The sequence below is a fragment of the Streptomyces sp. NPDC004629 genome, assembly GCF_042873595.1.
Lineage (GTDB): Bacteria > Actinomycetota > Actinomycetes > Streptomycetales > Streptomycetaceae > Streptomyces.
This window is the reverse complement of sequence record NZ_JBIALO010000023.1, coordinates 22,374-48,984: the sequence shown is the minus strand read 5'-3', so window position 1 is coordinate 48,984 and position 26,611 is coordinate 22,374. Positions and strand designations below refer to the sequence as shown.

Annotated in this window: 25 protein-coding genes; 14 read left to right on the top strand and 11 right to left on the bottom strand. The window is 69.5% G+C overall.

The annotated features are described in order from the left end of the window. The first annotated feature begins 14 nt into the window (after positions 1-14). Together ACFYTE_RS29885 and ACFYTE_RS29880 are read left to right on the top strand one after the other, a co-directional pair. Positions 15-593 carry a TetR/AcrR family transcriptional regulator gene (locus ACFYTE_RS29885; protein WP_388717005.1) on the top strand — a complete coding sequence of 193 codons (579 nt, stop codon included), beginning with the start codon at positions 15-17 and terminating at the stop codon, positions 591-593. A 554-nt stretch (positions 594-1,147) separates the two neighbouring features. Then, a complete protein-coding gene (locus ACFYTE_RS29880) occupies positions 1,148-2,365 on the top strand; it encodes a glycoside hydrolase family 3 N-terminal domain-containing protein (RefSeq protein ID WP_388717002.1) in 1,218 nt (405 codons plus the stop codon). Positions 2,366-3,031: 666 nt separating this feature from the next. Here ACFYTE_RS29880 and ACFYTE_RS29875 read toward each other — a convergent pair. Together ACFYTE_RS29875 and ACFYTE_RS29870 are read right to left on the bottom strand one after the other, a co-directional pair. Beyond that, positions 3,032-3,490, bottom strand: a complete 459-nt coding sequence (locus ACFYTE_RS29875) for a DUF5709 domain-containing protein (RefSeq protein ID WP_388717256.1) — start codon at positions 3,488-3,490, stop codon at positions 3,032-3,034. A 562-nt stretch (positions 3,491-4,052) separates the two neighbouring features. After that, positions 4,053-5,333: an MFS transporter gene (locus ACFYTE_RS29870; RefSeq protein WP_388716999.1), complete on the bottom strand. Its 1,281-nt coding sequence runs from the start codon at positions 5,331-5,333 to the stop codon at positions 4,053-4,055. 114 nt (positions 5,334-5,447) lie between these two features. On the opposite strand from ACFYTE_RS29870, the gene ACFYTE_RS29865 reads away from it, so the two are divergent. Further along, a complete protein-coding gene (locus ACFYTE_RS29865) occupies positions 5,448-6,332 on the top strand; it encodes a LysR family transcriptional regulator (RefSeq protein ID WP_388716996.1) in 885 nt (294 codons plus the stop codon). 231 nt (positions 6,333-6,563) lie between these two features. Here ACFYTE_RS29865 and ACFYTE_RS29860 read toward each other — a convergent pair whose 3' ends face one another. After that, positions 6,564-7,154, bottom strand: a complete 591-nt coding sequence (locus ACFYTE_RS29860) for an ABATE domain-containing protein (RefSeq protein ID WP_388716993.1) — start codon at positions 7,152-7,154, stop codon at positions 6,564-6,566. Between the two features lie 103 nt (positions 7,155-7,257). Here ACFYTE_RS29860 and ACFYTE_RS29855 point away from each other — a divergent pair, with 103 nt between their 5' ends. Beyond that, positions 7,258-8,049 (top strand): MBL fold metallo-hydrolase, encoded by a 792-nt coding sequence (locus ACFYTE_RS29855; RefSeq protein ID WP_388716990.1) that lies wholly within the window; start codon positions 7,258-7,260, stop codon positions 8,047-8,049. A gap of 129 nt (positions 8,050-8,178) precedes the next feature. Here ACFYTE_RS29855 and ACFYTE_RS29850 read toward each other — a convergent pair whose 3' ends face one another. The 6 genes from ACFYTE_RS29850 to ACFYTE_RS29825 form a co-directional block, all read right to left on the bottom strand. Continuing rightward, positions 8,179-9,846, bottom strand: a complete 1,668-nt coding sequence (locus ACFYTE_RS29850) for an amidohydrolase (RefSeq protein WP_388716987.1) — start codon at positions 9,844-9,846, stop codon at positions 8,179-8,181. A gap of 40 nt (positions 9,847-9,886) precedes the next feature. Then, entirely contained in the window at positions 9,887-10,729 is an 843-nt protein-coding gene (locus ACFYTE_RS29845; RefSeq protein WP_388716984.1) for a mycofactocin-coupled SDR family oxidoreductase, read from the bottom strand. Between the two features lie 90 nt (positions 10,730-10,819). Then, complete coding sequence (locus ACFYTE_RS29840) at positions 10,820-12,328, bottom strand: APC family permease (RefSeq protein ID WP_388716981.1); 1,509 nt, start codon at positions 12,326-12,328, stop codon at positions 10,820-10,822. A gap of 93 nt (positions 12,329-12,421) precedes the next feature. Then, positions 12,422-13,327 carry an amidohydrolase family protein gene (locus ACFYTE_RS29835; RefSeq protein ID WP_388716978.1) on the bottom strand — a complete coding sequence of 302 codons (906 nt, stop codon included), beginning with the start codon at positions 13,325-13,327 and terminating at the stop codon, positions 12,422-12,424. 26 nt (positions 13,328-13,353) lie between these two features. Then, complete coding sequence (locus ACFYTE_RS29830) at positions 13,354-14,646, bottom strand: cytochrome P450 (protein WP_388716975.1); 1,293 nt, start codon at positions 14,644-14,646, stop codon at positions 13,354-13,356. A 17-nt stretch (positions 14,647-14,663) separates the two neighbouring features. Then, on the bottom strand, positions 14,664-16,019 hold the full coding sequence (locus ACFYTE_RS29825) for a glutamine synthetase family protein (RefSeq protein WP_388716972.1): 1,356 nt from the start codon (positions 16,017-16,019) through the stop codon (positions 14,664-14,666). 333 nt (positions 16,020-16,352) lie between these two features. Here ACFYTE_RS29825 and ACFYTE_RS29820 point away from each other — a divergent pair, with 333 nt between their 5' ends. The 10 genes from ACFYTE_RS29820 to ACFYTE_RS29775 are packed head-to-tail and all read left to right on the top strand — an operon-like array spanning position 16,353 to position 24,891. Then, a complete protein-coding gene (locus tag ACFYTE_RS29820) occupies positions 16,353-16,541 on the top strand; it encodes a ferredoxin (protein WP_388716969.1) in 189 nt (62 codons plus the stop codon). Positions 16,542-16,544: 3 nt separating this feature from the next. After that, positions 16,545-17,753, top strand: a complete 1,209-nt coding sequence (locus ACFYTE_RS29815; protein ID WP_388716966.1) for an NAD(P)/FAD-dependent oxidoreductase — start codon at positions 16,545-16,547, stop codon at positions 17,751-17,753. Between the two features lie 10 nt (positions 17,754-17,763). Further along, a complete protein-coding gene (locus ACFYTE_RS29810) occupies positions 17,764-18,570 on the top strand; it encodes an acetoacetate decarboxylase family protein (RefSeq protein ID WP_388716963.1) in 807 nt (268 codons plus the stop codon). A gap of 37 nt (positions 18,571-18,607) precedes the next feature. After that, complete coding sequence (locus ACFYTE_RS29805) at positions 18,608-20,071, top strand: aldehyde dehydrogenase (protein WP_388716960.1); 1,464 nt, start codon at positions 18,608-18,610, stop codon at positions 20,069-20,071. Next, on the top strand, positions 20,064-21,005 hold the full coding sequence (locus tag ACFYTE_RS29800) for a 3,4-dihydroxyphenylacetate 2,3-dioxygenase (protein ID WP_388716957.1): 942 nt from the start codon (positions 20,064-20,066) through the stop codon (positions 21,003-21,005). Before ACFYTE_RS29805 ends, ACFYTE_RS29800 begins: the two co-directional genes overlap by 8 nt. A gap of 10 nt (positions 21,006-21,015) precedes the next feature. Beyond that, the gene (locus ACFYTE_RS29795; RefSeq protein WP_388716954.1) at positions 21,016-21,861 is read left to right on the top strand and encodes a fumarylacetoacetate hydrolase family protein; all 846 of its coding nucleotides are present in this window, start codon (positions 21,016-21,018) and stop codon (positions 21,859-21,861) included. Positions 21,862-21,889: 28 nt separating this feature from the next. Then, entirely contained in the window at positions 21,890-22,504 is a 615-nt protein-coding gene (locus ACFYTE_RS29790; protein WP_388716951.1) for a TetR/AcrR family transcriptional regulator, read from the top strand. A 22-nt stretch (positions 22,505-22,526) separates the two neighbouring features. After that, positions 22,527-22,658: a hypothetical protein gene (locus ACFYTE_RS29785; RefSeq protein ID WP_388717265.1), complete on the top strand. Its 132-nt coding sequence runs from the start codon at positions 22,527-22,529 to the stop codon at positions 22,656-22,658. A 26-nt stretch (positions 22,659-22,684) separates the two neighbouring features. Further along, positions 22,685-24,169, top strand: coding sequence for an aldehyde dehydrogenase (locus ACFYTE_RS29780; protein WP_388716948.1), 1,485 nt, complete (start codon positions 22,685-22,687; stop codon positions 24,167-24,169). Beyond that, positions 24,166-24,891, top strand: coding sequence for a gamma-glutamyl-gamma-aminobutyrate hydrolase family protein (locus ACFYTE_RS29775; RefSeq protein WP_388716945.1), 726 nt, complete (start codon positions 24,166-24,168; stop codon positions 24,889-24,891). The genes ACFYTE_RS29780 and ACFYTE_RS29775 overlap by 4 nt, the downstream gene beginning before the upstream one ends. A 15-nt stretch (positions 24,892-24,906) precedes the next feature. Here ACFYTE_RS29775 and ACFYTE_RS29770 read toward each other — a convergent pair whose 3' ends face one another. Further along, entirely contained in the window at positions 24,907-25,479 is a 573-nt protein-coding gene (locus tag ACFYTE_RS29770; RefSeq protein WP_388716942.1) for a MarR family winged helix-turn-helix transcriptional regulator, read from the bottom strand. 156 nt (positions 25,480-25,635) lie between these two features. Beyond that, positions 25,636-26,586, bottom strand: a complete 951-nt coding sequence (locus ACFYTE_RS29765) for a LysR family transcriptional regulator (RefSeq protein WP_388716939.1) — start codon at positions 26,584-26,586, stop codon at positions 25,636-25,638. Positions 26,587-26,611 lie beyond the last annotated feature (25 nt).

Here is a 26,611-nt window from a genome sequence, read left to right as displayed (position 1 = left end):
CTATGATGGCGACCATGGGCAGATGGGAACCAGGAGCACGTGAACGCCTCGTCGTGGCCGCCGTCGACCTGTTCACCGAGCAGGGGTACGACGCCACGACGGTCACCCAGATCGCCGAGCGCGCCGGGGTCACCAAGAGCACCTTCTTCCGGCACTTCCCCGACAAGCGCGAGCTGCTGGTGGCCGGGCAGGAGACGCTGAGCCGGCTGCTGGCCGAGGGAATCGCCGAGGCACCCGCCGACGCCGGCCCGCTTGAGGCGGTCGCCGCCGGTCTTGAGCGCGCCTCGACCGCGATGGGCCCCGTGAGCCGCGAGCTGGCCCCTCGCCTGAAGGCGGCCGTCGCCGCCAGCGCCGAACTTCAGGAGCGTGACGCCCTCAAGAGCGTCAGCCTCGCGGCCGCGATGACAACCGCCCTCGTCGCCCGCGGCGTGCCCGATCCGACCGCGGCGCTCGCGGGCGAGCTGGGCGTCCTCGCCTTCAAACGGGGGTACGCCCAATGGTCCGAGGGCGACCGCGATGCCAAGGACGAGCTGGCCGGGTACGCCCTGGCGGCCCTGGACGAGCTGCGTGCGGCGAGCGCATCGCTGAGCTGACCGGGACCGCTCCACCCGCCGCATGAACTGCTCCACCCGCTGCCCGGACCGCTTCACCTGCTGCCCAGACCGCTTCAACCGCCGCCCACGGAACTGCGGCCAGGGCCACGTCGGGCCTGGCTCGCGTGCAGGACCGCGATCGCCGGTCGAGCCGGGGCGTACGCGAAGTGCCTGGGCGATCTGGTCCGCCGACCCCTGCGGCGGCTCGGTCGCGCTGGTGAGGGAGCGGATCGTCGGGTGCACCGCTCCGAGCGGCACGGCTCCGAGCGGCCCTGCTCCGAGCGGCATGGCACCGATGCGGCCGAGCACTTCCGGGGTTCCCGCCGGAGTGTCCGGCCTGGCCCACGAACTGCGGCCGGGCCGGACCACTGCGGAAGTGACCGAAGCCCCCGGACGCGCTGCGGCCCGTCCGCGCCGCACACAGCGCGCGCATGGCACCCGTTCGGCGTAGCGTGTGGGACCGCGGCGAGCGCAGACGGCGTACGGGTCCGCTGCCGGACGGCGGCTCGCCGGTCCACCACGGTCAGCACCCCCCATGAGTCAGGAGCGCCACCATGGTCACAACCGTCCGACAGCGCACCGGCGGCCGTGCCACCGCCCTGCGCGCCGGCGTGGGGCTCGTCACCACCCTGCTCGCCGCGAGCGTGTGCACCACGTCGTCGGCGGCCGAGGGTGCCGGGCACGCGTCCGGCTCCGCCGCCCCGGCCCGCTCGGCGGCCACCACCTGCGCCGACCGGGTCTACACGGCGATGACCCAGGCCCAGCGGGTCGGGCAGCTGTTCATGGGCGGCGTCGCCGCCACCCGCCCCAGCGCCACGGACCTGCGCACCCTGCGCACCTACCACGTGGGGTCCGTCATGCTGACCGGGCGCAGCTCCGCCGGGACCGTGGCGACGAAGAAGGTGGTCGACGGGGTGCGCGGGCAGGCGGACACGGTCGCCGGGCGACGGGTCGGAATGATCGTGTCGACCGACCAGGAAGGCGGCCAGGTCCAGGTGCTCAACGGCCCGGGTTTCTCGGCCATCCCCGCCGCCCTGACCCAGGGCACCTGGAGCACCACGACGCTGCGCGACCGTGCCGAGGGATGGGCGCGGCAGCTCAAGGCGGCCGGTCTCGATCTCAATCTCGCCCCGGTCGCCGACGTGGTGCCCGCGAGCCTCGGCACCCGCAACGCTCCCATCGGCCGCTACCACCGCGAGTACGGCCACACGCCCGGCACCGTGACCTCGCACAGCGGCGCCTTCGCGGCCGGCTTCCGCAAGGCCGGGGTCATGACCTCCGTCAAGCACTTCCCCGGGCTTGGCCGGGTGATCGGCAACACCGACACCACGGCGAACGTCGTCGACTCGGTGACGACCGCCTCCAGTTCGAGCCTCACGCCGTTCCGCAGCGGGATCGATGCCGGGTCGCCGTTCGTGATGGTCTCCCTGGCGAAGTACACCAAGATCGACGCGAGCCATCTGGCGGTGTTCTCCCCGACGGTCATCGGTTCGCTGCTGCGCAGCCGGTTCGGTTTCCAGGGCGTGGTCATCTCCGACGACCTCGGCAGGGCCGTCGCGGTCCGCTCCTACACGCCGGCTCAGCGGGCGGTGAATTTCCTCAACGCCGGCGGTGACATGATCCTCACGGTCCAGCCGTCCACCGTGCCGGCGATGGCGCAGGCGATCCAGTCCCGGATGGCGACGGACGCCTCCTTCCGTGCCAAGGTGTCCGCCTCCGTGCACCGGATCCTCACGGCCAAGGCCACCGCCGGCCGCCTCAGCTGCGGCTGAGGACCGGCGCCGGGACGGGGTTGCGCTCAGCAACGTGCCGGCAACTGTGCCGAAGCCGGTGCAGGTGTCCCGCCGTCCAGTTCCTCGATGTCCTCGGGTGAGGCGAGCGGGTTGGCCGGCAACCGGGTGTTCTCCTCGGCCCGACGGTAGGAGAGCCGGGCCCGGCCGGTCTCCGGGCGCACATCGAGCGTCGGCCGACTACTTCGCCCGCAATGTCCGCACCATCCAGGTCCTCGTCGACCGCGAGTCCATCCTCACCGACGACGAGCGCCGGAAGCGGAGCCGGGGTCGAAGTATGGACGTGTCCTGAACATGTTCGTGGGTACAGTCCGTAAGTTGTTGCGGAAGCCCTTGAGGCGAGGCAAGCAATGAGGTCTCAGCACCGGCCTGCATGTCGGGCCCGTGCGCGGCACCGGTGTCGCGGGGGTCTGCCTGGCCCGACAGTTCCCGGGGCGCGCTGACCGTGCCGCAGGCGTCCGCGGCGTGGGGTGATCGCGTCGGGCGGTATGCGGGGGCTCGGCCAGGGGGAAGGGGGGCGCCGTGAGCTGGTCCAGGGCGGCTATGGCGGTTTGGGTGCCTCGGCGTTCGTCCCCATGTGTTCACCGACCGGGCGGAGCCGGCCTACGGCGTCGTCGAGCGGCGCCTGCGGCCCGGACCGGCCCCGGGTCAGCCCTCGGTGTATGGGTCCGGCTCGCCCACCACATGCATGGCGGCCTCCTCGGCCGACGCCCCGGCGCCGTCCAGGCCCACGTCGGAGGCGACCAGGTCGGACAGGGTGTTTTCCCGGCTTCCCTCGTCCGGCGCGAGGAGCCGTCCGGCGCGTTCGTCGCCGACCTCGGCGTCGATGAGTTCGCCGTCCGTGTCCCAGGCGTCCCCGATTCCGTCCCCCGGCGGGACCGCGATGTCCGGGACCTCTTCGGCCAGGCGCTCGTCCAGGCTCTCGCCCTGCAGCCGCTCGGCCGCCGTGACGCCGCTGTGCTGCACGCCCCACGGCCGCTCCGGAGGCGAGTAACCCTCGTCGAGTGCGTCCTCGCCGGCCCGGTAGTCCAGGGTGTCCGAGGCGTCCAGCAGCCCGGCATCGTCCTGCACCTCGGAACCGTCCGGCTGGTAGACGTCGTCGCCCATCGCCTCGTTGCTCAAATGCCCTCCCGATACCCGTCGAGAACCGCGCGCCGCTGTGGCCGCCCGCCCCCGTCTCCTCGAAGCCGTCGGCCTCCGTGGGCGACGGCGAGGCCCACAGCCTATCCGGGGCACCGGCCGCCCGCTTCACACGCCCCTTATCGGGCAGACGCGGCTCGGCTCGTCCGCGGAGCCGAACGCATCCGGCGTTGCCGCTGGTCACCGCCCCGTACGGTCTTGGCGGCTCCCCTCCCGCATCACCCGGTCCGGCCCCGCAACGGCCCCGACGCCCGGCATCCGTCGTACGGCATCCGACGCCCGGCATCCGTCGTACGGCATCCGTCATACGGCATACGAGCCGCTGCCCCCGGTGGCCCGCGCGTCGGCGACGATCGGTGTGTTGTCGCGGTGCGGGCTGAGGAAGCCGCCGTAGAGGATCGGACGCACGCAGAACGGCCTTCCTGCGCTGAGGCTTTCACGACCCGGGGTCGGGGTCTGCGCAGCTGCTCCGGCCCCGCCACGAGGATCGTGGCGAGGCCGGAGCGGGCGCCCTGTCAGCGGTGGCCGGTCAGCGGGTGGCCGGGCGGCGGCGGGCCAGGAGGGCGACGGCGGTGAGCAGGACGAGCAGGACGCCGGCGAACCAGGTCATGACCGTGACGGCGGAGAGGCCGAGGGTGGCCACGCCGATGCCGACCGCCGGCAGGGTCAGCCCCAGGTAGGCGATCAGGAACAGACCGGCCAGGGCCTCGCTGCGCTTGTCCGGCACGGCGAGGGCGGCGACGGTGCCGAGGGCGGCCTTGAAGAGCACGCCCGCCCCGATGCCGGCGACCACGCCGCCGGCGAGGAAGGCGGCCAGGTTCGCGGTGTGCATGCCGGTGACCAGGGTCACCACGCCGGCCGCCTGGGCCAGCAGTCCGAGCCGGCGCTTGGCCGGGGTGGACAGCCGGGCCGTCAGGCCCTGGGCGGTGGCGGCGCCGCCGAAGACCACGAAGACGATCACTCCGGCCAGGGCGCGGGAGGGGTGGTGCAGGGCGCCGGCCACGAAACCCGGGGCGACGGAGGTGAACAGGCCGAAGACCGCGAAGGAGGCGAACGCGCCCGCGGCGGCGGCGAGGTAGCCGGTCCGGTCGCCGTGGTCGAGGCTGATGCGCTGCGGGCGGTAGGCGGGCCGGGCGAACCGTTCCTCGACCGTCTCCGGGGTCAGGGCGACGGCGACCAGGCCGAGCACCAGCAGGGCGGCGAAGACGAAGTACGGGGTACGCAGCGGCACGGCGACCCACTGGGCGAGGAACCCGGCGACGAGGGGGCCGACGCCCAGGCCGCCGATGTTCGCGCCGGTCGACACCAGCTCGAAGCGGTGGGTCGACGCGCCCGGCCGGTGCGCGGCGTGCAGTTCCTGGAGGTGTGCGGTGGCCGTGGCGGTGATCATGCCCACGCCCAGACCGGTGAGGAACCGGGCGATCAGCAGCACCGGCAGCGAGGTGCCGGTGAGGAAGAGGACGGCGGCGACGAGTTCCAGCGAGATCGCCGGTACGAGGACCTTCTTGCGGCCGACCCAGTCCGAGATGTGGCCGGCCAGCAGCAGGCTGACCACCACGCCGACCGCGTAGGTGGCGAAGACGACGGTGACCATGAAGGTGGAGAACCCGTCGCGGGCCATGTAGAGCGGGTACAGCGGCGTGGGGACGGTGGAGAAGGCCATCGCCGTCAGGAAGGCGTAGGCGATGAGGACGAAGCCGACGCCGTGCCGCCGGCTGCCGACGGCGTGCCGGGCGCCGGTGCGGTGCCGCATGGCGGTGCGCCGGCCCGCGGCGGCGGGTGCGTGCGGGGCGGTCGCTGTGGGTGCCATGGGAACCTCCGAGACGAAGGAAGTAGATGAACGTTTAAGAGTGTCGCCGACTTTGACCATCGCGTCCAACGAAACTTGGTGACAGTGACCATCTCTCTGAGAGATAGTTCTCCCATGGAACTGCGCCAGCTCGAATACTTCGTCGCCGTCGCCGAGGAGAAGAACTTCACCCGCGCCGCCGCCCGGCTGCACATCGTCCAGTCCGCCGTCTCCGCCACCGTCAAGGCCCTGGAACGCGAACTGGGCACCCTCCTGCTGGACCGCAACTCCAAGCGGGTGCTGCTCACCGACGCCGGCGCCGCCCTGCTGCCGCGCGCCCGTGCCACCCTGGACGCCGCCCGCGACGCCGCCGACGCCGTCGCCGAGGTCCGCGGCGGACTGCGCGGCACACTCCGGGTGGGCACGATGACCTCGGTCCGGCTCATCGACCTCCCGGCGCTGCTCGGCGAGTTCCACCGACGCCATCCGGGTGTGCTGCTGCAGACCACCGCCGCGCCCTCCGGCTCCCAGGGCCTGGTCGACGCCCTGCTGGAACGGCGCCTGGACCTCGCCTTCGTCTCCCTGCCCGGCCCCCGTCCCCCCGGCCTCGCACTGATCGACCTGACCTCCTCGGTGCTCGACCTCGTGGTCCCGGCCGGCCATCCCCTGGCGGCGCGGGACGGCGTGCGGATCGCCGAACTGGCCGGCCTGGACTTCGTCGACTCCCCGGTGGGCTACGGCAACCGGGCCGTGGTGGACCGCGCGTTCGCCGTCGCCTCCGTGCCCCGCCGTGTCGCCGTGGAGATCACCGACATCGCCACCGGCGTGGACTTCGTACGCAACGGACTGGGCGTGGCCCTGCTGCCCCGCTTCGTCCTGGCCGACGCGCCCGGTGTCGTCACCCTGACCGTCGAGGACGCGGACCTGCGGTGGCCGCTGTCGCTCGCCGCCCCGGCCGACCGCAGCCCCGGCGCCGCGGCCCGCGCCATGGTCGCGCTGGCCCACGAGTTCCTGTCCTGACCGTCTCCGCTGCTCATGGACTTCGATCCCGCCGTGGTGCGGAGCGCTCCCAGCCGCTCCTGGTTGCACCGGCACGACGGTTCGTGTGAGCGTCGGCGTGCTCCGGACACCTTCTCCTGCCCCAGCAGCTTGATCCGGCGGCGGGCTTCCCATCCGCCCCACAGGGCAAGCCGGTTCAGATGTCACCTGACAAAGCGGGCACATGTCTTTCGCCGCGCGGTCCTATGCAGCTCAGCCCTTGCCGTGTGGGTTGCCTGTGCGGCGGGCGTAGGCGCGTGCTGCGCGGGCGCGGTCGCCGCAGCGGGTGGAACACCAGTGGCGGCGGCCGTGGCGGAGCAGGTAGCGGTTGCAGGGGGTGGAGCCGCAGGCGGTGAGGCGTTCGGCCTCGGGAGAGGTGAGCAGGTCGGCGGCGTCGGTGGCGAGGGTCGCCAGGGCGTGGTCGACGATCGCGGTGGTCGGATGGGGGGTGGCCCGGTAGGGGCCGTTCTTGTCGTCCCACTGCAGCAGTGAGGCGGTCGGGACGCGGGTCATTGCATCGTTGACGGCCGCGAGGGCTGGGGGGAGCGCGGGAAGCCCGGCTGCGCGGGAGGCGAACAGGGACCTGATGTGTTCCCGTAGCGCCCGGATCCGTGAAGCACACACTTCGTGCAGGTCGGCGTCCGCAGGGGCCAGGTCCCGTCGGGACAGCCACTCATTCGCCTGCCGGGGGGTGCTCAGCAGATCGAGCGTGTGTCCACCGGGCAGCGCAATGGCGGTGTTGGCGAGGGCAAGCGAGGGATGTTTCTCCTCGCCCTGAGCAGGCGGCGGGGCGGCGTCGTCCATGTGTCTCCTTCCGGCTTCTCATGGTACGCCTTGCCCGCATCCGTGAGACCGGCTAGCGTTGTTCTCACGGCTGAAGTGAATCTATCCGTGAGGAACCTTTGTTGTGCCTTCCCTCTCAGTAACCCACGAGCAGTTCCCGATTCGTGTGCTCGGCGGTCCGACCGCTGTCTTCGAGTACGGGGGCCTGCGCTTTCTGACCGACCCGACCTTCGACGGGCCGGGCGACTACGCTGCTCCGGGCGGCCCGACCCTGACCAAGACAACGCCCTCCGCCCTCACCCCCGATGACCTCGGCCCCATCGATGTCGTGCTTCTCTCTCATGACGAGCACCCCGACAACCTCGACAACGCAGGCCGAGCACTGCTCGCCGGCATCCCACTCACCCTCACCACCCCCGGCGGGCAACAGCGCCTCGGCGGCCGGAGCAAGGGCTTGACGGACTGGGAGTCCACCGAACTGCGTCGACCCGACGGCGGCACGGTCACGGTGACCGGCGTGCCCGCCGTCCACGGCCCCGGCCCACGCGAGGACGTCGAGCCGTTCACCGGCCAGGTCGTCGGCTTCGTCCTGACCGGAGATGACCTGCCGACCGTCTACGTCAGCGGTGACAACGCCTCGCTCGACGCGGTCAAGGAGATTGCCGAGCGGTATGCCCCGGTGGACACCGCCATCCTCTTCGCCGGGGCCCCTCGCTTCGCCGCGCTCTTCGACGGTGCACCCATCGTCCTGGACAGCGCTCAGGCGGCCGAAGCCGCCGAGATCCTCGGCGCTCGCCGTATCGTCCCTGCGCACCACGACAGCTGGGCCCATTTCACCGAGGGCCGCGACGAACTCGAAGCCGCCTTCCGCGCCGTCGGTCTGAGCGACCGCCTGGATTGGAACCGAAACGTCTGAGGCGCTTTGGCACCCATCGACAGCCACCGCGGCCTGCCGCAACTGGGCGCGAAACAGCAGCGTGCCCTTGGTCATGCCCAGACGCCAACCCAGGGCCGGCAGGCCGGCACCGTGGTTCACTGCGAGTCCTCAGACGGAACCTTGACCCGACTGCCGCGCCAGGAGGTCGTAGACGGGTTCCCCTTCGATGAACGTCATCTTGACTTGGGTGGCGTGGACTTGAGTGATCGGCACTTCGAAAGGGTTCTGGTTGACGACGATGATGTCGGCGAGCATGCCCGGTTCGACGCGCCCGATGCGGTGCGCCGCGCCCTCCTGGCGCGCGGAGTTGATGGTGAACATGTCGATGGCTTGCTCCAGGGTGATGGCTTGAGCCTTGCCGAAAGAGCTGGCGCTGCCCCCTGGCTCCTGGCGGGTGACGAGCGTCTCGATGGCCGTCCACGGGTTCACCGACGGAACGACCGACCAGTCTGAACCCGGCACGACCAGAGCGTGGGCTTCGAGCATCTCGCGCACGGGCCAGACTCGTTCGATGACGTCCGGGCCGACCGCCATTGCGATGTCGTCGCAGATGGGTGCCGGCTGCCACAGGTAGGGGGAAACCTCGAACGTTGCGCCCAGTTTCGAAGCCCGCTGGATTTCCGTCTGCGATACGAACGTACAGTGGCCTACGTTGTGCATCTGTGGACCGGGGCCGTTGGCGGTGCGGGCAGCCTCGATGGCGTCCAGCGCTGCTCGCACCGCCGCATCGCCGGCGGCATGGAACTTGACCGTGAGGCCCATCTGGTCGAATCGGGTCACTGCACGGTCGAGGATCGCGGGCGCGACCTCCAGCAGTCCGTGTCGACTGGCCTCGTCATCCCGCCCCTGCACCGTGTCGACGTAGGGGGCGATCATGGCCGCGGTGTGGCTGTCGGTCGGGACGCCGTCGAGGAAGATCTTCACGCAGTCGGGCGAGATGCGGCTGTGAGCGTAGAAGTTGCGTTCCGCGATCACGTCGTCGCATTCGGGATCGCCGGGGGACCACACGAGGCACAGACGGACGCGTTGCTTGAGGGCTCCGCGTTCGGCGAGCCTGGCGTAGGCGCGCAGTTCGGCGCGCGCCCCGGCGGTGAAGCCGACCGCGGCTTCGGTGAACGACGTGATCCCGTAGGAGAGCATCTCGGAGAGAGCCCAGTCCAAGGCCGCCTCCACCTCGTCGTCGGTCGGCTTGGGAGCCGCAGCCGCCAGCCTGTCGGCGGCGGTCTCGCGTTGCACGCCGCTCGGATTCCCAGCGGCATCCCTCTCGAAGATGCCGCCCTCCGGGTCGGGTGTGCCGGGGCCGACGCCCGCCGCCTCAAGTGCCCTGGTGTTCGCCCATGAGCTGTGCCCGCTGGTGTCCTCCAGGAGGACGGGATTGTCGGGGGTGACCGAATCGAGCATGGTCCGGTCCGGAACGCCGCCCAGCGCCGATGCGTCCCACTGTCCGCCGAGCACCCACTCGCCGGGAGTCGCCTGCGCCACGTGCTCTGCCACGATGCGAAGGGTCTCGGCCAGGTTCGAGCCCTGCGGGATTCTGCAGCGCCGCTCCCTGATGCCGGCGTAGATGGGATGCACGTGCAGGTCATGCAGGCCGGGAAGCACGGTGTCGCCGGCCAGATCGATCACCCGTGTGGATGGCCCTTGCCGTCGCAGGACGTCCTCGTTGCTGCCGACCACGTCGATGAAACCGGCGCGTACGGTGAGTCCTTGGGCCCAGCCCGACGCTGTCCTGACGCGCCCGCCCATCAAGATCGTGTCTGCGTACTGGTCATTCATGGTGTTCCTCTCCGGACCATGCCTCGTCCGGCTCGGCGGATCAGCGGCGGTTGATGAACCCGGCGTCGACGGGCAGCGTGACACCGGTGACATAGCGGGCTTCGTCCGAGACCAGCCACAGGATGGCGTTCGACACGTCGACCGGTTCGACCGTGTCCACGGGAAGGGCGTTCGGTGCTTCCTCGGACAGGATCGGGTCCTGAGCGACGAAGTCGACGATGGCCGGGTCGGTGATCATGCGGGTCGCCACGCCGGTGGGGTGCACCGAGTTGACCCTGATGCTGTGGCGGGCGAGGTTGTTGGCGTACGTGCGCATCAGCCCGACCACACCGTGCTTGGAGGCGGCGTAGCCGAGACCCCCGTTGCTCGCCCCGCCGATCCCTACCAATCCTGCGGTGGAGCTGACGATCACGATCGAACCGCCCTCCCCGGCCGCCACCATGGACGGGATGGCCACCTCGATGGTGTGAAAGGTGCCGGTGAGGTTCACATCAAGGGCGTCGTGCCACGCCGCCAATTTGTCTTCGACCAGCATCGGCGCGATTCCGGCATTGGCGACGACGATGTCGATCCTCCCGAATTCCTTGAGTCCCGCGTCGTACGCCTCTTGCAGGGCCGTGCGATCGCGCACGTCTGTCTGCCTCGCCACAACGCGACGGCCCAGACCCTGGACTTCCGCTACCGCGTCGCGCAGCTCTTCCGGGGTCGACTGCGGGTAGGGCACGCTGTCCACGGACCGACAGATGTCGACGATGACCAAGTCGGCGCCTTCTTCCGCCAATCGCCGGATGTGGCTTCGGCCGAGCCCGCCGGCCGCTCCCGTGACGAAGGCGACCTTTCCATCAAGGCGCCCCTTCCCTCGCTCAGGTACGTCATTACGCATGCCACGGCTCCCAGCCATGTCACAAACTCCTTTGCTGCCGGCGCAGAACCGGCGCTGAAATGGCGCTGAAATGGCGCTGAAGAGGGCGGATCACTCCGCCTGCTGACGACCGATGCGCGCGTATACGTCCCGTCGCTTGACCCGGTACAACGCGGCCAGGGCCACCCCGCCGAGGAATACCGCCCAGATCACCACCTGAAGCGCGACCGCGGAAGCCGTGGATCCACCGGTCATGGTCGTGAAGTTGGTCAGGGAGAGCCACAGCACCGCTCCCAGACCCACGCCGCTCAGGAGAGGGGCTATGAGCCTGTGCCAGGCCGACACACCCGTGATGTGCCGCTGCTTCCGGAAGTAGAAGACGACAGCCAGATTCGTCAGGAACATCAGCACCATCACCCCGAAGGCTGCGGCGCCGGCCAGACTGCCGTATGCCCCCGCCAGGTCGCTGACCGAGAACGCGGTGATCACGGTGGCGATCAGCATGACTGCCGTGACGGTGATCGAGCTGACATAGGGCGATCCATGCCGAGGGTGCACTCTGCCCAGTCCTGAGGGGAGGGCGCGGTCGACGCCCAGGGAGTGGCAGTAGCGGGCCAGGATGTTCTGCCCCGCGAGGAGGGCGGCGAAGGCCGATGTGACCACCAGGACGGTGACGGCATCGCTCGCCCAGGCTCCGAGATAGCTGTGGGCCGCACTGGAGAACATGGTGACGAAGTTGGCCTTCGCCTCAGCCGGGGCGCGGTCGGTGCCGTAAGCCAGAATGAGACACCATGCGGCGATCACGTAGAAGACACCGATGGTTGCCACCGAAAGATACGTGGCGCGAGGGACGGTGCGCTGCGGATCCTTGGTCTCATCGCGGAAGACCGCGGTTGCCTCGAAGCCCACAAAGCACATGACCGCGAACAGCATCGCCAGGCCCACCGACCCTGAGGTGAGCGAGTTCCAGGCGAAGGGCGTCAACGAGCGGCCGTCGGCACCGCCCGTCCAGAGAATCTTGGCATCGAACGCTCCGACGAGAAGGACCTCGCAGGCCATCACGGCTGACAGGACCTTTGCCGACAGATCGATCCGGAAGTAGCCGAGGACGCCGGTGGCGGCGATGCCTGCCAGTGCGTAGACGTACCACGCGAGCACCGGTCCGTGGAGCACACCTTCCACGAGGCCCTTGGCGACAACCCCGAAGAACGCGTACGTGCTGACGGCGAACGCGAGGTACACAAAAAGGGCAAGGAAGCTGGAGCCGAGGCCGGTCATCTTGCCGAGGCCCGCCGTGATGTAGGCGTAGAAGGCCCCAGGGTTCGGCAGGTAGCGGCTCATGGCGGTGCAGCCGACGGTGAAGAACAACAGCACGACCATGGCCAGTACAAACGCCAGGGGTGCTCCGACGCCGCCGAATATGATGACGAACGGAGTGGGGCCGGTGACGACCACCATGGGGGCGGAGAACGCCAGTACCGTCAAAGTCAGTTCGAGTACACCGATTCGTCCCCGGAGCTTGCCCTCGGCCTGCTCCGCGGTAGCCGGCCGAGACGGCTTCCCGTCAACGGCCCGGGCTCTCTTTGGCCCTGGGGCCGTGACAGCACTCTGATCGCTCATCAGGTCCTCTTTCGTCGTCGAAAGTCTGAGCCCGGTACGGGACCTGATGCGCGAGGTCGTCGACGGGCGGATTGTCGGGGGATACGGGTGCGGTCAGCGTCCTGCGCCGTCGGCATCCGCGAAGAAGAGTCGCCTCGCGTTGCCGTGCAGAACCTTGGTGAGAAGGTCGTCGGGCAGGCCGAAGCCGTGATAGCGCTCAACGATCTGAGTCAACGGGCAGTACGGGTAGTTGCTGGCGAAGAGGAAACGGTCCTGCAAGTACGTCCTCATGGCCAGGAGGTAGTCCTGCTCTCCGGGCAACCCGGGAAAGTAGACGTCGGGCATCATCCATACGTTGGGCCGCCGAAACGCGACGCCCAATGCCGCCTGCACAAACGGCCATCCCCCGTGCATATAGACGATCTGCAGCCGGGGAAAGCGAATCGCCACCTGCTCGTGCCGCAGGGGATCGCTGTAGCTCAGATCCGGCCCTGTCTCTCCGCCACCCATCAGCAGCAGCGGCAAGCCGATGGCCTGGCACGCGTCATAGACCGGATCAACGCGCCGGTCGTCGATGTGCAGGGCGGTGTGTGCGAGACCTGGCTCGACGACGACACCCCGGACACCGCGGTCCTTGAGCTGTTGCACTGCCGCACCCGGATCCGCCGCCAGCGCGTCGACCGCCCCGTAGGCGAAGAAGAACTCCGGCCGCTGGGCGACGGCTTCGAATACCGGAAGGTTTCCCCGCCCGCCCCATACCTCATTCGGCACGCGGGCGGTGAGGCCCGCGCGTGCGATGCCGAGCCGCTTGCACTCGTCGAGATACGCGCTCAGATCGGGCGATTTCATCGCCCCGTCAACTATCCAGCCGCGCGACCGTACGCCGTCCAGAGTTCCCGCGAACCGGGTCCATGTCCGATCCTGCAGAAAAGCCGGAATCGGAGGGCACACGCGCGCGTCTATGATCGTGTTCGTACCGGTCTCGAAATCGCTCTTCGCCGGTAGCGCTTTTTCAAGCATGAGCCTCAGTGCCTTTCATGACCTGCTCAGGCCAGAGCAACCTGGACCGGCAGATGCTTGATGCCGTTGACGAAGTTGGAGCGCACCCGCGGGATGTCTCCGGCCAGCCTGATGTCTGCCAGGCGCGGGATCAGTTCTTCGAACATGATGCGGATCTCGGTGCGGGCCAGGAGGTTGCCCAGGCACAGGTGCGGGCTGCCCTTACCGAAGGTGACATGGTCGTTGTCCCGCCGGGCGACGTCGAAGTCGTAGGGGTTGCCGAAGACGTCCTCGTCGCGGTTGCCGGAGGCGAACCACATGACGACCTTGTCGCCTTCCTTGATCTGCTTGCCGCCGAGTTCGACGTCACGTGTGGCGGTGCGGCGGAAGTGGTAGACGGGAGAAGCCCATCGCAGGAACTCCTCCACCGCCGTGGGGATCAGCGACGGGTTGTCGCGCAGGCGGGCGAGCTGCTCCGGGTGCTGGAGCAGGGCCAGCATGGAGTGTGTGATGGTGTGGCGGGTGGTTTCGTTACCCGCGACCACCAGGAGCAGGAAATAGTTGTCGAAGTCCTGCGCGGAGAGCGGGACCCCGTCGCGCGGGGTCTCGTTGACCAGCTTGGAGATGAGGTCGGTGCCGTGGCCGCCCTGCCGCTGCCGGGCCAACTCGCGCCCGTACTCGAACACTTCGAGCGATGCGGGGGAGCGGAAGGGCAGGTCGCGGTATTGCTCGCTCTCCTCGCTGTGCAGCAGGACATCGGCGTAGTCAGGATCGGTGTTGCCGATGATGCGGTTGCCCCAGTCGATCAGCTGCTGATTGTCCTCCGGCGGCACGTCGAGCAGCCGGGCCAGGACGTTGATGGGAAAGTCGGCGGAGACCTCCTTGACGAAGTCGAAGGTGCCCTTGGCCAGGGCCGTGTCCAGGGTGGTGGCGGTCAGGCCGCGCAGGAAGTCGGCGTAGCTGTTGATGACGCTCGCACCGAACTGCCGCTGCAGCAGGCTGCGCAGGGCACGGTGGCGGACACCGTCGAGTTCGAGGATGGAGGCGCGTTTCTTGATCTGGTCGTCGTCGACCTCTTCCAGGTTGACGAACCGTGTCGATGTGAAGGTCTGTGCGTCCCTGTCCACGCGGGCGATGTCGGCGTGGCGGGTGACGGCCCAGAAGCCGGAGTTGGGGGCCTCTTCGGGCTGCCAGTGGACGGGGTCCTCATGGCGCAGGGTGTGGAACATGCGCCAGGGGGTTGTGCCGTCGGTGAAGTTGTCGAGGTTCGCGAGGTCGACGTCGGCCAGGGGCAGCGGCTCACGCAGCGCCTCGGACACAGACTGAGCGGTAGTCGTCATGGTGGGGCTCCTTGGCGTCACAGGTGGTAGGCGTACTCGGTGAACTCCCAGTCGGTGACGTGCCGTTGGGAGCGCGCGACCTCGTCACGCTTGTACGCGAGGTAGGAGGTGGTGAAGTCCTTGCCCAGCACTTCGGTGAGCGCGGTGTCCGCCTCCAGGGCGTCGAGGCCGGCGGACAGGTCCATCGGCAGGAGAGGGGACTTCGTGGTGTCGTAGCCATAACCCTCAAGCGGCGCGGGAGGCTCCTCACCGGCCGCCACGCCCAGCAGAGCCGCCGCGAGGGTCCCGGCGATAAGCAGGTAGGGGTTGGCGCTCGCGTCGCCCAGGCGCAGTTCCAGGCGGGTGCCTGCGCCACGCTCGGGCGGGACGCGGACCATGGCGCTGCGGTTGTCCAGGCCCCAGTCGATCAGCCAGGGGGCGAGGGTGTCCGGGCCGAAGCGCTTGTAGGAGTTGACGGTCGGATTGGCGAGGGCGGCCAGGGCGGGGGCGTGGGCCAGGATGCCGGCCACCGCGTGACGTGCGGTGGCGGAGAGGCCGTGGAGCGTGTCCGGCGCGTCGAAGGCGTTCGCGTCCTCGTCGTCCACGCAGGACATGTGCAGGTGGAAGCCTGAGCCCCCCGCGCCGTTGAAGGGCTTGGCCATGAACGTTGCGAGGCGACCCTCCTTGCGGGCGAGTTCCTTGATCGCTGCCTTGAAGCGGAAAGCGCGGTCCGCGGCGTTCATGGCGTCCGAGTGGGTCAGGTTGATCTCGAACTGCGAGCCGTCGAACTCATGGTTGCCGCTGCTGACGCCGATGTTCATGTCACGCAGCAGTCGGAGGGTGCGCAGCAGGTGGTTGTCGCTGTCCGCCCGTAGCCCTGCCGTGTAGACGACTCCCTCGACCTCGCTGTAGCGGCGCCAGCCTGAAGCGGCCTCCGGAGCCGCGTCGCACAGGAAGTACTCCAGTTCCGGTCCCACCACGGGGTGCAGTCCGTGGTTGCCCCACTGGTCCAGGACGGTGCGCAGCAGGTCTCGGGGCGATTCAGGGGCGGGCCGTCCGGTGGCGGGGTCGGTGACGTCGCCGAGGCAGGTGGCGACGCCGGGTTCCCACGGCAAGGCGGTGAGTGTGTCGAGGTCGGGGCGCACGCAGATGTCGGGCAGGCCGGCGTCCAGGCCACCGGAGACCGGGACCACGTCGCCCTGGGGGCTGGTGTGGTAGACGGCGCGGCAGAAGGCGAGGCCGTGGTCGCAGGCCGAGGGCAGCTGGTCGAGCGGTACATCGCGGCCGCGTTCGGTGCCGATGAGGTCGGGATAGGTCACCCGGACCACGTCGATGCCTTGGGCGGCCAGGCGCTCCATGTGATGGATGACGGGTGGGGTGTCGGATGCGCTCACCGGTGTCTCCTCTGCGGGAAGGGGGTGCCTCCCAGGGCGCAGGCGCCGGGGAGAAGAAGGGGAGGGCCCTCGGACTGCGGATCCGGCAGCAGGCCCTCGCGTTGTTTGGCGTCAAACGGTAGGAGTCGCGTCACCTTCCCGCAAGGGTTCTGCCGCAAGAATTTATCCACCTGGATAGCCATTGACCAGAGAGAGTGTCACTCCTAGATTATTTGAAGCCAAACGAGTTCGGGGTGGGGCGAGCCACACCCCTTTGACGGGGCCCGACCCCGCTGTCCGGGGCCCCGCTTCTCGACTCGCTCCGACGCCCACTCAGCACCAGGAGGACCGGCCATGAAGGTCGTCGTCGACATGAACAAGTGCCAGGACCACGGCCAGTGCGTCTTCGCCGCCCCGGACGTCTTCCGGTTCGACGACGCCGGACACCTTGCCTACGTCCCGGACCCCGGCGAAGCGCTGCGCGACGAGGTCGAGGAGGCTGCCGATGTCTGCCCGCTCCAGGCCATCCGGATCGAGGGCTGAGCCATGAGCGCAACCGTCGTCGTGGCCGGTGCGTCCATGGCCGGCCTGCGCGCCGCGGAGCAGTTGCGCGCCGCCGGCTGGGCCGGGCCGATCACTCTGGTCGGGGACGAACCCCATATGCCCTACAACCGACCGCCCCTCTCCAAGGAGGTCCTGGCCGGCAAGGCATCCTTCGAGTCGCTCACCTTCCGGCCTCGGGCCAGCGTCGCGGACGTGCAGTGGCGTCTGGGCACCCGGCTCGTCGCGGCCGACCTCGACCGGCGCGTCGTAGAACTGGATGACGGGGAGACACTGTCGTACGGCGGTCTGGTGGTGGCCACCGGTATGAGACCCCGGCGGCTGCACTGCCCCGGCCCTCTCGCCGGGCGGCACACCGTTCGCACCCTCGCCGATGCCCGAGGACTACGCGAGGCACTGGCCAGGCCGGGCGCGCGCGTGGTCGTGATCGGCGCCGGATTCATCGGCTGCGAGGTGGCCGCGACGGCCGCGACTCTTGGCGCCATCGACGTCACTGTCGTCGATCCGCTGCCGCTGCCCATGGTCGGGCCCCTCGGTGAACTGCTCGGCACGGCACTGCTCAAGCGTCACCGACAGCACGGCATCCGCTTCGCCCTCGGCGCCGGCGTGAGCGGATTCGAGGGAGAAGACCGGGTGACAGGTGTCGCCCTCTCGGACGGCACTGTCCTTGCCGCAGACGTCGTGATCGAGTCGGTCGGCTCCCTCGCCAACGTCGAATGGCTCGACGGCAACGGCCTCGACCTGACCGACGGGGTCCTCACCGACGAGCACCTGCGCGTCGGCGGGCGCCCCGACGTCGTCGCGGTCGGTGATGTCGCTCGTTTCCCCAACGCCCGGTACGACGGCGTGCCCCGCCGTGTCGAGCACTGGTCGATCCCGACCGACACCGCCAAACACGCCGCCCGCGTGCTCGCCGCTCACCTCGATGGCGCCCAGGCCGGTCTCGCGCCCTTCGCCCCCCTGCCCACCTTCTGGAGCGACCAGCACGACTTCCGCCTCCAGTCCTTCGGCGCCCCGGCCCTCGGCCAACAGGACGTGCGCGTGCTGGACGGCGACCCCGACGGCGACGTCCTGGTCGGCTACCACACCGACGGCCGCCTGATCGGTGTCGTCGCACTCGGTGGCCAGGCCGCCGCAGCCGCCGCCGCCCGCTACCGCGCCGAACTGCTCAAGCAGCCCGCCCTCACCGCATAAGGAATCCCAAGTGACCCGTGTCCGTGGATACTTCCACCCCAAGACAGCGAGCGGCACCGCCTCGCTGATCCCCTCCCCGCCCTGGCGCTACTCCGGTGACCTGCTCACGGTGGAGTACCGCACCGACCCGGCCCGGGTGCGGGAGCTGCTGCCCGAGCCGCTCGAACTCGCCGACGAGGACCCCGGCGCGGTGGCTCTGATCTGGGCCGACTGGCAGTCCTGCGGCGCCCTCGACGACGAACTGCTCGACCCGGTGCTCTCCCAGTACAAGGAGGCGTTCGCGGTCGTCCGCTGCCAGTACAAGGGACAGACCTACACCCGCTGTGTCTACATCTGGGTGGACAAGGACTTCGCCATCGCCCGCGGACTGCACCAGGGCTACCCGAAGAAGCTCGGCTCCATCCACCAGACCCGCCCCCACCCTTATGGGCCCGCTCCTCGCATCGAGCCCGGCGCCCGCTTCGGCGCCACCCTCGCCGCCGCCGACCGTCGCCTGGCCCAGGCTGTGGTCACGTTGCGTGAGCCCTCCGATACCAATGGTTTCGTCAACGGTCACCCGATGGCCCACCACCGCTGGCTGCCCTCCATCGAGAAGGGCAAGGGCCTCGCCCTCGACGAGCTGATCGAGTCCGGCGCCGCCGCCTTCGAAGGCGGACAGCCCTGGGTCGGCGACGCCACCCTGGAACTGTTTGAGGCGCCCACCGAAGAACTGGCCCGGCTGGAGATCCGCGAGCCGATCGCCGCGTACTACCGGCAGGTCGGCGTCGTGTGGGACGGCGGCCGACTGCTGGAGTCGAACACCTCCGGCGCCGAGTGAGCCCCCACCGCGCATCGACCGACAGGAGCCCCAGGACATGAGCGCACACATCAGTACCATCGCCGGAGTCACGGTCGACACCCGGCACTGGATCGGCGGCGAACGGGTCGCCTCCGCCGAGACCTTCACCGACGTCTCCCCCATCGACGGCAGCACACTGGGCGAGATCGCGCGGGGCACCGCGACGGAGGCCGCAGCGGCCGTCGCCGCCGCGAAGGCCGCCTTCCCCGGCTGGGCCAGCACCCCGCGCACCGAGCGCGCCCGCCTGCTGCACGCCGTCGCCGACGGCGTCGAGAAGCGCCTCGAAGAACTCTCCATCGTCGAGACCAGCGACAACGGTGCCCTCCTGCGCTCGCATCGGCGCGGCGTCATGCCCCGGGTAGCGCACAACTTCCGCTTCTTCGCCGACTGGCTGCTGAAGCTGGAACACGAGGACTTCGACACCCGCGGCCACACCAACTCCGTCAGCTGGGACCCCGCAGGCCCCTGTGTGCTGATCACTCCGTGGAACGCCCCACTGATGCTGGCCACGTGGAAGATCGCCCCGGCGCTGGCCGCCGGTAACACCGTCGTCCTCAAGCCCGCCGAGTGGTCCCCGCTGACCGCGTCGCTGCTCGCCGACATCGCGGCCGAGGCAGGGCTTCCGCCAGGAGTCTTCAACGTCGTGCAGGGTTACGGCTCCGAGATCGGCGACGCCCTCACCTCCCACCCGGACGTCCGCCGGATCAGCTTCACCGGATCCGTACCGACCGCCCGGCGCATCGCCGTGTCCGCTGCCGCCAACCTGACCCCGCTCAGTCTCGAACTGGGTGGAAAATCCCCGCTGTTGGTGTTCGCCGACGCCGATCTGGATCTCGCCGTCGACCTGGCAGTGGAGCAGTACGACAACGCGGGCCAGGTCTGCCTGGCCGCGACCCGCATCCTGGTCGAGGAGTCCCTCGCGCAGGAGTTCACCCGCCGTTTCGTGGCGAAGGCCGCGGCACTGAGACAGGGCGATCCGCGGGAGGAGGCCACCGACATCGGCCCGACCATCCACCCCCGCCAGCTCGACAAGATCGACGGGTTTGTGCGACGGGCGATCGAGGCCGGGGCCCGCGTGGTCGTCGGCGGCCACCGGGGCGACGGCCAGTACTACACGCCGACCCTGCTCACCGATGTCACCCAGGACTCCGAGATCGTCCAGGAGGAGGTCTTCGGTCCCGTCTTGACGCTCCAGACCTTCGCCACCGAGGACGAGGCGATCCGGCTGGCCAACAACACCCGCTTCGGTCTGGCCGCCACCGTCGCCACAGGCGACCACGAACGCGCCGAACGCGTCACCGCACAGCTGGTGGCGGGCACCGTCTGGGTCAACTGCTTCTTCGTCCGCGACCTCCAGGCCCCCTTCGGCGGCAGCCGGCACTCAGGCGTCGGCCGTGAGGGCGGCACCTGGAGCTTCGACTTCTACTGCGACGTGAAGAACACCGTGACCGCTCCGAAGGGTTGGAAGGACCATGGGTGAGATCGTCGGGGCGGGCCTGCTCGCCCATGTACCCACCATCGTGCTGCCGCAGGAGACCCGCCTGGAACTGAACGAGGGCAAGGAGATCACCCTCGTCACAGGACTGCAGCAGCTGCGCGAGGACGTCTTCGAGCGTGACGACTACGACACCGTCGTCGTCCTGGACTCCCACTGGGCGACCACCGTCGAGTTCGTCGTCACCGCACAGCCTCGCCGCGCGGGCCTGTTCACCTCCGAAGAACTGCCCCGCGGCATGTGCCGGATGCCCTACGACTTCCCGGGCGATGCCGAACTGGCCCACAACATCGCGTCGTTCGCCGACAAGCACGGCACCTGGATCACCGCGGTCGATGACGAGTATCTGCCGATCTACTACGCCACGATCAACCTGTGGAAGTTCCTCGGCGAGGGCCTGCCGGACAAGCGCTGGGTCACCATCGGCGTCTGCCAGACCGGCGACATGGAGGACCATCTGCGACTGGGGCGGGCCCTGGCCGACGGCATCGCCGCCACCCCGGGTCGCAGAGTGCTGCTCATCGCCTCCGGCGCCCTCTCCCACACGTTCTGGCCACTGCGTGAGCTGCGTGACCACGAGGCAAGCGACCCGATCCACATCTTCACGCCCGAAGCCCGCGAGGCGGACCACGAGCGCATCGCCTGGTTCAAGGAAGGCCGCCACGACAGGGTCCTCGACACGATGGACGCGTTCTGGAAGTACAAGCCGGAGGCGAAGTTCTTCCACTACCTGATGATGGCCGGCGCCCTCGGTGAAGGGGCGTGCACCGCCCGAGCCCGCCAGTACGGCGCGTACGAGAACTCGATCGGGACCGGTCAGGTTCACCTCTGGTTCGACCGCCCCGCCGACGGCTGGACCGGAACCGCTCCGCCCACGCTCGCCGCCCCGACCCCGCGCACCCCGCACAGCCGCAGCTAGGAGCCCCGCCATGCCCGAGTACCGCCGAATTCTCCTCGACGGCGCCGCCGTCCATGTCACCGTCGACGGGGACGAACTCCTCGCCGGCGACGGCCGCCGTGTGAAGACCGCGGACGCCCAGCACCTGCCCCCGGTGGTGCCGTCCAAGGTCATCGCCGTCCACCTCAACCACCGCAGCCGCGTCGAGGAGTTCCGGATCGGCCTGCCCGACACCCCCACCTACTTCCACAAGCCGACCTCGGCACTGAACAGCCACCGGGGCGCCGTCGTCCGCCCCGAGGGCTGCCAGTGGCTCAACTACGAGGGCGAGGTCGCCATCGTCGTCGGAAAACTCGCGCGCAACATCGATCCGGCCGACGCCGGGGAGTACATCGCCGGGTACACCGTCGCCAACGACTACGGTCTGCACGACTTCCGGGACACCGACGCGGGCTCGATGCTCCGGGTGAAGGGTTCCGACACCCTGTGCCCGCTCGGCCCGGGACTGGTCACCGACTGGGACTTCCACGGGAAGCGGCTGCGCACCTACGTCAACGGCGAGGTGGTCCAGGACGGTTCGACCGACGAGATGACATGGGACATGCACTACCTGGTCGCCGACATCGCCCGCACCATCACCCTGTACCCCGGTGACGTACTGCTGTCGGGTACGCCGGCCAACTCCCGTCCCGTGCAGCCCGGAGACGTCGTGGAGGTGGAGGTCGAAGGGCTCGGCCGTCTCACCAACCACATCGTCACCGGCCCCACCGCGATCCGGGCCGACGTCGGCGCCCAGCCCACCGAGTCCGAGGAGGTGCTGTCCACTGCCCTCGGCGGTGACTGGGAGTTCCGTGGCATCAGGGCACCCAAGCGCTGAGGGGAGGGGCACGAGTAGGGTCGACGGCATGACCGACTCCGCCGAGCCCGCCGGTAAGCGCCGCACCCGCAAGCGCGTGAGCCAGTACGGGACGGGACGGGCCGCCCTGCTGGAGGCTGCTGTCCGCGTGGTGGCCCGCGGTGGTCTGCGCAAGCTCACCTACCGGGCTGTGGCGGAGGAGGCCGGCGTCACCCATGGGCTGGTCGTGCACCACTTCGGTTCGCGGGACGCGCTGATCGAAGAGGCTGTCACCCATGCCATCCGTACGTCCCTGAGCAGCAGTGCGCTCAACGCCGGCACAGGCAAGGCGGCCGACTTCGTCAGCGGGCTCACGGACATGGTCGAGTCGGGTCCCGAACTGCAGGCGTTCCAGTACGAACTGCTGCTGGAGGCACGGCGCAGGCCGGAATTGCTGCCGCACCTGCGGAGCCTGTACGAGGAGTACTTCGAGGCCAGCCGGCGCGAGCTGTCCCGCATGACGTCCCGGACGGTGAGCCGCGGAATGTCCCGGCTCGTCTTCGCCGCGCTGGAGGGACTGGTGCTGCACCAGTTGGTCTTCGGCGAGCGCGATGTCACGGAAGAGGCGCTGTCGGAACTCAGGGCCTTGCTCGAAGGCCTGGCCGAGAGCCCCGCCGAAGGCTGAGCTTCCGCTTCCCTCTGCTCATTTGATCACAAACGAAATTTTCGTCCTCCGGCCGGCCGGCGTCGTGATCCTGCTCTTCTCCGTCGCCTTCGTCGCCATGGGGCGGCATGTCGTGGACGTCGGGGCGGACGGCGCCGTTCCCTTCCGTGAATGAGTCACCCACCTGCCCTGGAGCACCGCATGACCACCCTTGACGAATGGCTCAGCAAAGCCGAAGCGCTGGAACTTTCCGGATCGCACTTCATCGACGGCGCAGAGGAAGCCGGTGCCGGCAACACCTTCACCTCGGTCTCACCTCGCGACGGCCAGGCCCTGACCGAAGTCGCCGACGGCGGCGCGGCCGAGATCGACGCCGCCGTCACCGCGGCACGCCAGGCGTTCGACACCGGCCCATGGCCACGCCTGGCCCCCGGCGAACGGGGACAGGTGCTGGTGCGCCTCGCCGACCTCCTCGAAGAGCACCGGGCCGAGCTGGCACTCACCATCAGCCTGGAGATGGGCAAGCCCATCACCGACGCCCACGACATCGAACTCAGGGCCGTCATCAACACGTTCCGCTGGTACGGCCAGCTCGCCGACAAACTCACCGACGAGTCACCGCACACACCACCGGACGCGCTCGCCCTGGTCACCCGGGAACCAGTCGGTGTCGTCGGCGCGGTCGTGCCCTGGAACTTCCCCCTCACACTCGCCGGATGGAAAGTCGCCCCCGCCCTTGCCGCAGGCTGCACAGTCGTTCTCAAACCATCCGAGAACTCGCCCCTGTCGGCCCTGCTGCTCGCCCGTATCGCTCTGGAAGCGGGGCTGCCCCCAGGAGCACTCAACGTCGTCAACGGCAACGGACCGGTGGCAGGCCGCGCCCTCGGCACCCACCCGGACGTCGACGTCCTGGCCTTCACCGGCTCCACCGCTGTGGGACGCCACTTCCTGCACTACTCCGCCGACTCCAACCTCAAGCGCGTCTGGCTGGAGCTGGGCGGCAAGTCACCCAACATCGTCCTGCCCGACGCTCCCGACCTGGAGAAGGCCGCGGCGACGGCCGCCTGGGGCATCTTCTTCAACCAGGGCGAAATGTGCACCGCACCCTCGCGACTGCTGGTGCACTCCTCCATCGCCGACACAGTCACCGAGGCCGTCGTGGAGCGCGCACGCACCCTCCGGGTGGGCGACCCCCTCGACCCCGCCACCGAGATGGGCGCGCTGGTCGGCGAGCACCATCTCACCCGCGTACTCGACCATGTCCGTACCGGAGCGGAGGACGGCGCCCGCCTGCGCACAGGCGGGGCGCGCACCCTGACCGACTCCGGCGGCGTCTACCTCGAACCGACCGTCTTCGACAACGTCACTGCGGACAGTCGCCTGGCGCGCGAGGAGATCTTCGGGCCCGTGCTGTCGGTCCTCACCTTCGACGACATCGCGGAGGCCGTCGCCCTTGCCAACAACACCGAGTACGGACTCGCGGCCGGGCTGTGGACCTCCGATCTGTCCACCGCCCACCAGGTCTCCCGCGCCCTCAAGGCCGGCACGGTCTGGGTCAACTGCTACGAGGAGGGCGACCTCACCGTGCCCTTCGGCGGCATGAAGCAATCCGGCAACGGGCGGGACAAGTCCGTACACGCCCTGGAAAAGTACACCGAACTGAAAACCACCTGGATCCAGTTGTGACCCACCGCCCTCTCATCGCGATACCTGCCCGCTTCTCCGCCACCACTTCGGCCCTGCGCTACGCGGCGGAGGTCAACGCCCGCGCTCTGGTCGAGGCCGTGTGGCGCGCGGGCGGTGAACCCGTCACCGTCCACCCGCACGCCCCGGGCGGAACCGCCGACCCCGAAGAGGTCGCCGCCCGCCTCGCCCGATTCGACGGCCTTCTGCTTCCCGGCGGAGGCGACATCGCTCCTCACCGCTACGGAGGCGGTCACGCCCACGAAGCCGTCTACGACGTCGACCACCAGCAGGACGCCTTCGACCTGGAACTGGCCCGACAGGCACTCGCCCGACGGCTTCCGCTGCTGGCCGTCTGCCGCGGTCTCCAAGTGGTCAACACCGTGCTGGGCGGCACGCTGCACCAGGACATGGGCGGCCCCGGAAGCGAGCACCGCCACATCCGGCACCCGGTCTCCCTCACCTCGGACTCCGCGCTGGCACGCACCATCGGCGCCGACAAGGCAGAGGCGTCCTGCTACCACCATCAGCACGTGGACCGACTGGGACAGGGGCTGACCATCACCGCACGCGCCGCCGACGGGACGGCAGAGGCCGTAGAACTCGCCAACGACGACAGCTGGTTCCTGGCCGTGCAGTGGCATCCGGAGGACACCGCACACGAGGACCTGGCACAGCAGCGCCTCTTCGAAGGGCTGGTGAGAGCCGCAGGCGCACGCGGCTGATGGGATCGGGTCCGGTCAGCTCCTGGCGCGCCGACCGCTGCGGCGCGGTGCGGGCTCCTCACCGCCCAGCAGGGACCTGCGCCGTTCCTCGCCGTCCTCCTCGACCTGAAGGACCACCCGCCGCAGCCCTTCGGCGAGAGTGCGGCACTCCGCGTCGCTCAGCCGGCCCGTGACGAAGGCTTCCTCATCATTGAAGGCGGGGAACACCCGGCGCATGAAATCCTCCCCCTCCTTCGTGAGGGCCAGCAGCACAAGACGCCCGTCCGTCGGATGATCAATGCGCCGCAACAGCCCGCGTGACTCCAGGGTTCGGGACACACCGGTCAGTGTGCCCTTGGAGATTCCTGCCTCCTCCGCCACATGCCGGGTCTCGGACTCACCCCACACCCACACCACCCACAGCACGACGAAGGCGGTCCAGGTCAGGTCCGCGCCCCGCAGCACGGAGTTCTCCAGGTGCTGACGCACCGCAGAAGCGGCCCGGTAGATATTGGCCACCACGGCCATCTGTTCCCGACGGATGCGAATGCCACCGAGCTTTGCCTCCGCGAGCTTCTCCGCCTCGCTGATGGACCGCTGGCCGGGCACGGTGCCTCCCTCGCGTCGACTTCAGGCGGCAGGCTCGTACGGCCTGCGGTCGTTCGACACCAAATTGTACGGGCGTACGGACCGAGGCCATGCTGCCTGCCGCTACGAAGGTCCTGGAGCCGTCCGCCCTCTCGGGGACCGAGGGCGCCAGATCGGTCATGCGTGTTCAGCCTGAGCGGGCTGGGCCCATTTCGGGGTCCAGATGCCGTTGTCGGGGCGGCCGGGATAGGCGGAAGTGAGGTGGTGGCGCAGGGCCGCCAGGGCGGGGTGGGGGTTGTCGGTGCGCCAGATCAGCGAGTGGGGGTAGACCGGAGTCGGGTCGCGCAGGGGGATGCGCCGCAGGTCGTGGCCGACAGGCCAGACCAGCGGAGTCTGCTCGCTGACGAAGGTCGCCAGCGTCGAGGAGCCCGCGATCGTGTCGAGGAGATGGTCGATACCGAAGTCGGGGCCGACCGAGTCGATCCTGAGGCCGAACGTGGCGGCGAGTTCGTCGTAGTAGGCGGCCCACTCGGTGCCCGGCATGTTGCCGGGCATCCAGATCCGGCGCCCGGCGAGCTGGGCGGGAGCGATCGCACGTGCGGCGGCGAACTCGTGAGCCGGCCCGGTGAACAGGCGCAGCGGTTCGTCGAAGACCAAAGCCGCCTCGATGCCGTCGGGGAGCCGCCGGCCCGGCATGGTCACGGCACGGAAGGTCGCGTCGATCATGCCGGACCGGGCGGCCGCGATGGCTGTGTCGGAATCGAGCAGCGTCACGACATCGAGATCAGTTTCGGGATGGGCGCGGTGGAAGGCGTGCAGCAGCCCGGCCACTGAGAGCCGGCGGCCGATGACGTCGACGCGCAGTGCCCGCCGTCCCGGCCGCACGGAAGCGGCTGCCTGGTCCTCGGCCTGGAGCAGCGCTCGGGCATAGGGCAGGAACGCCTGCCCGTCGATGGTGAGCCGGGCGCCGCGGGCCGTGCGGCTGAACAACTGCACATCGAGGTCTTTCTCCAGCACGGCAATGCGCTTGGACACCGCCTGCGGAGTGATCGACAACTCGGCGGCGGCTTCTTGGAACTGTCCCGCGTCCACGGCGGTGACGAAGGTGCGCACGGCAGTGAGATCCATACGGACCATCCTAGGCAGACAACCA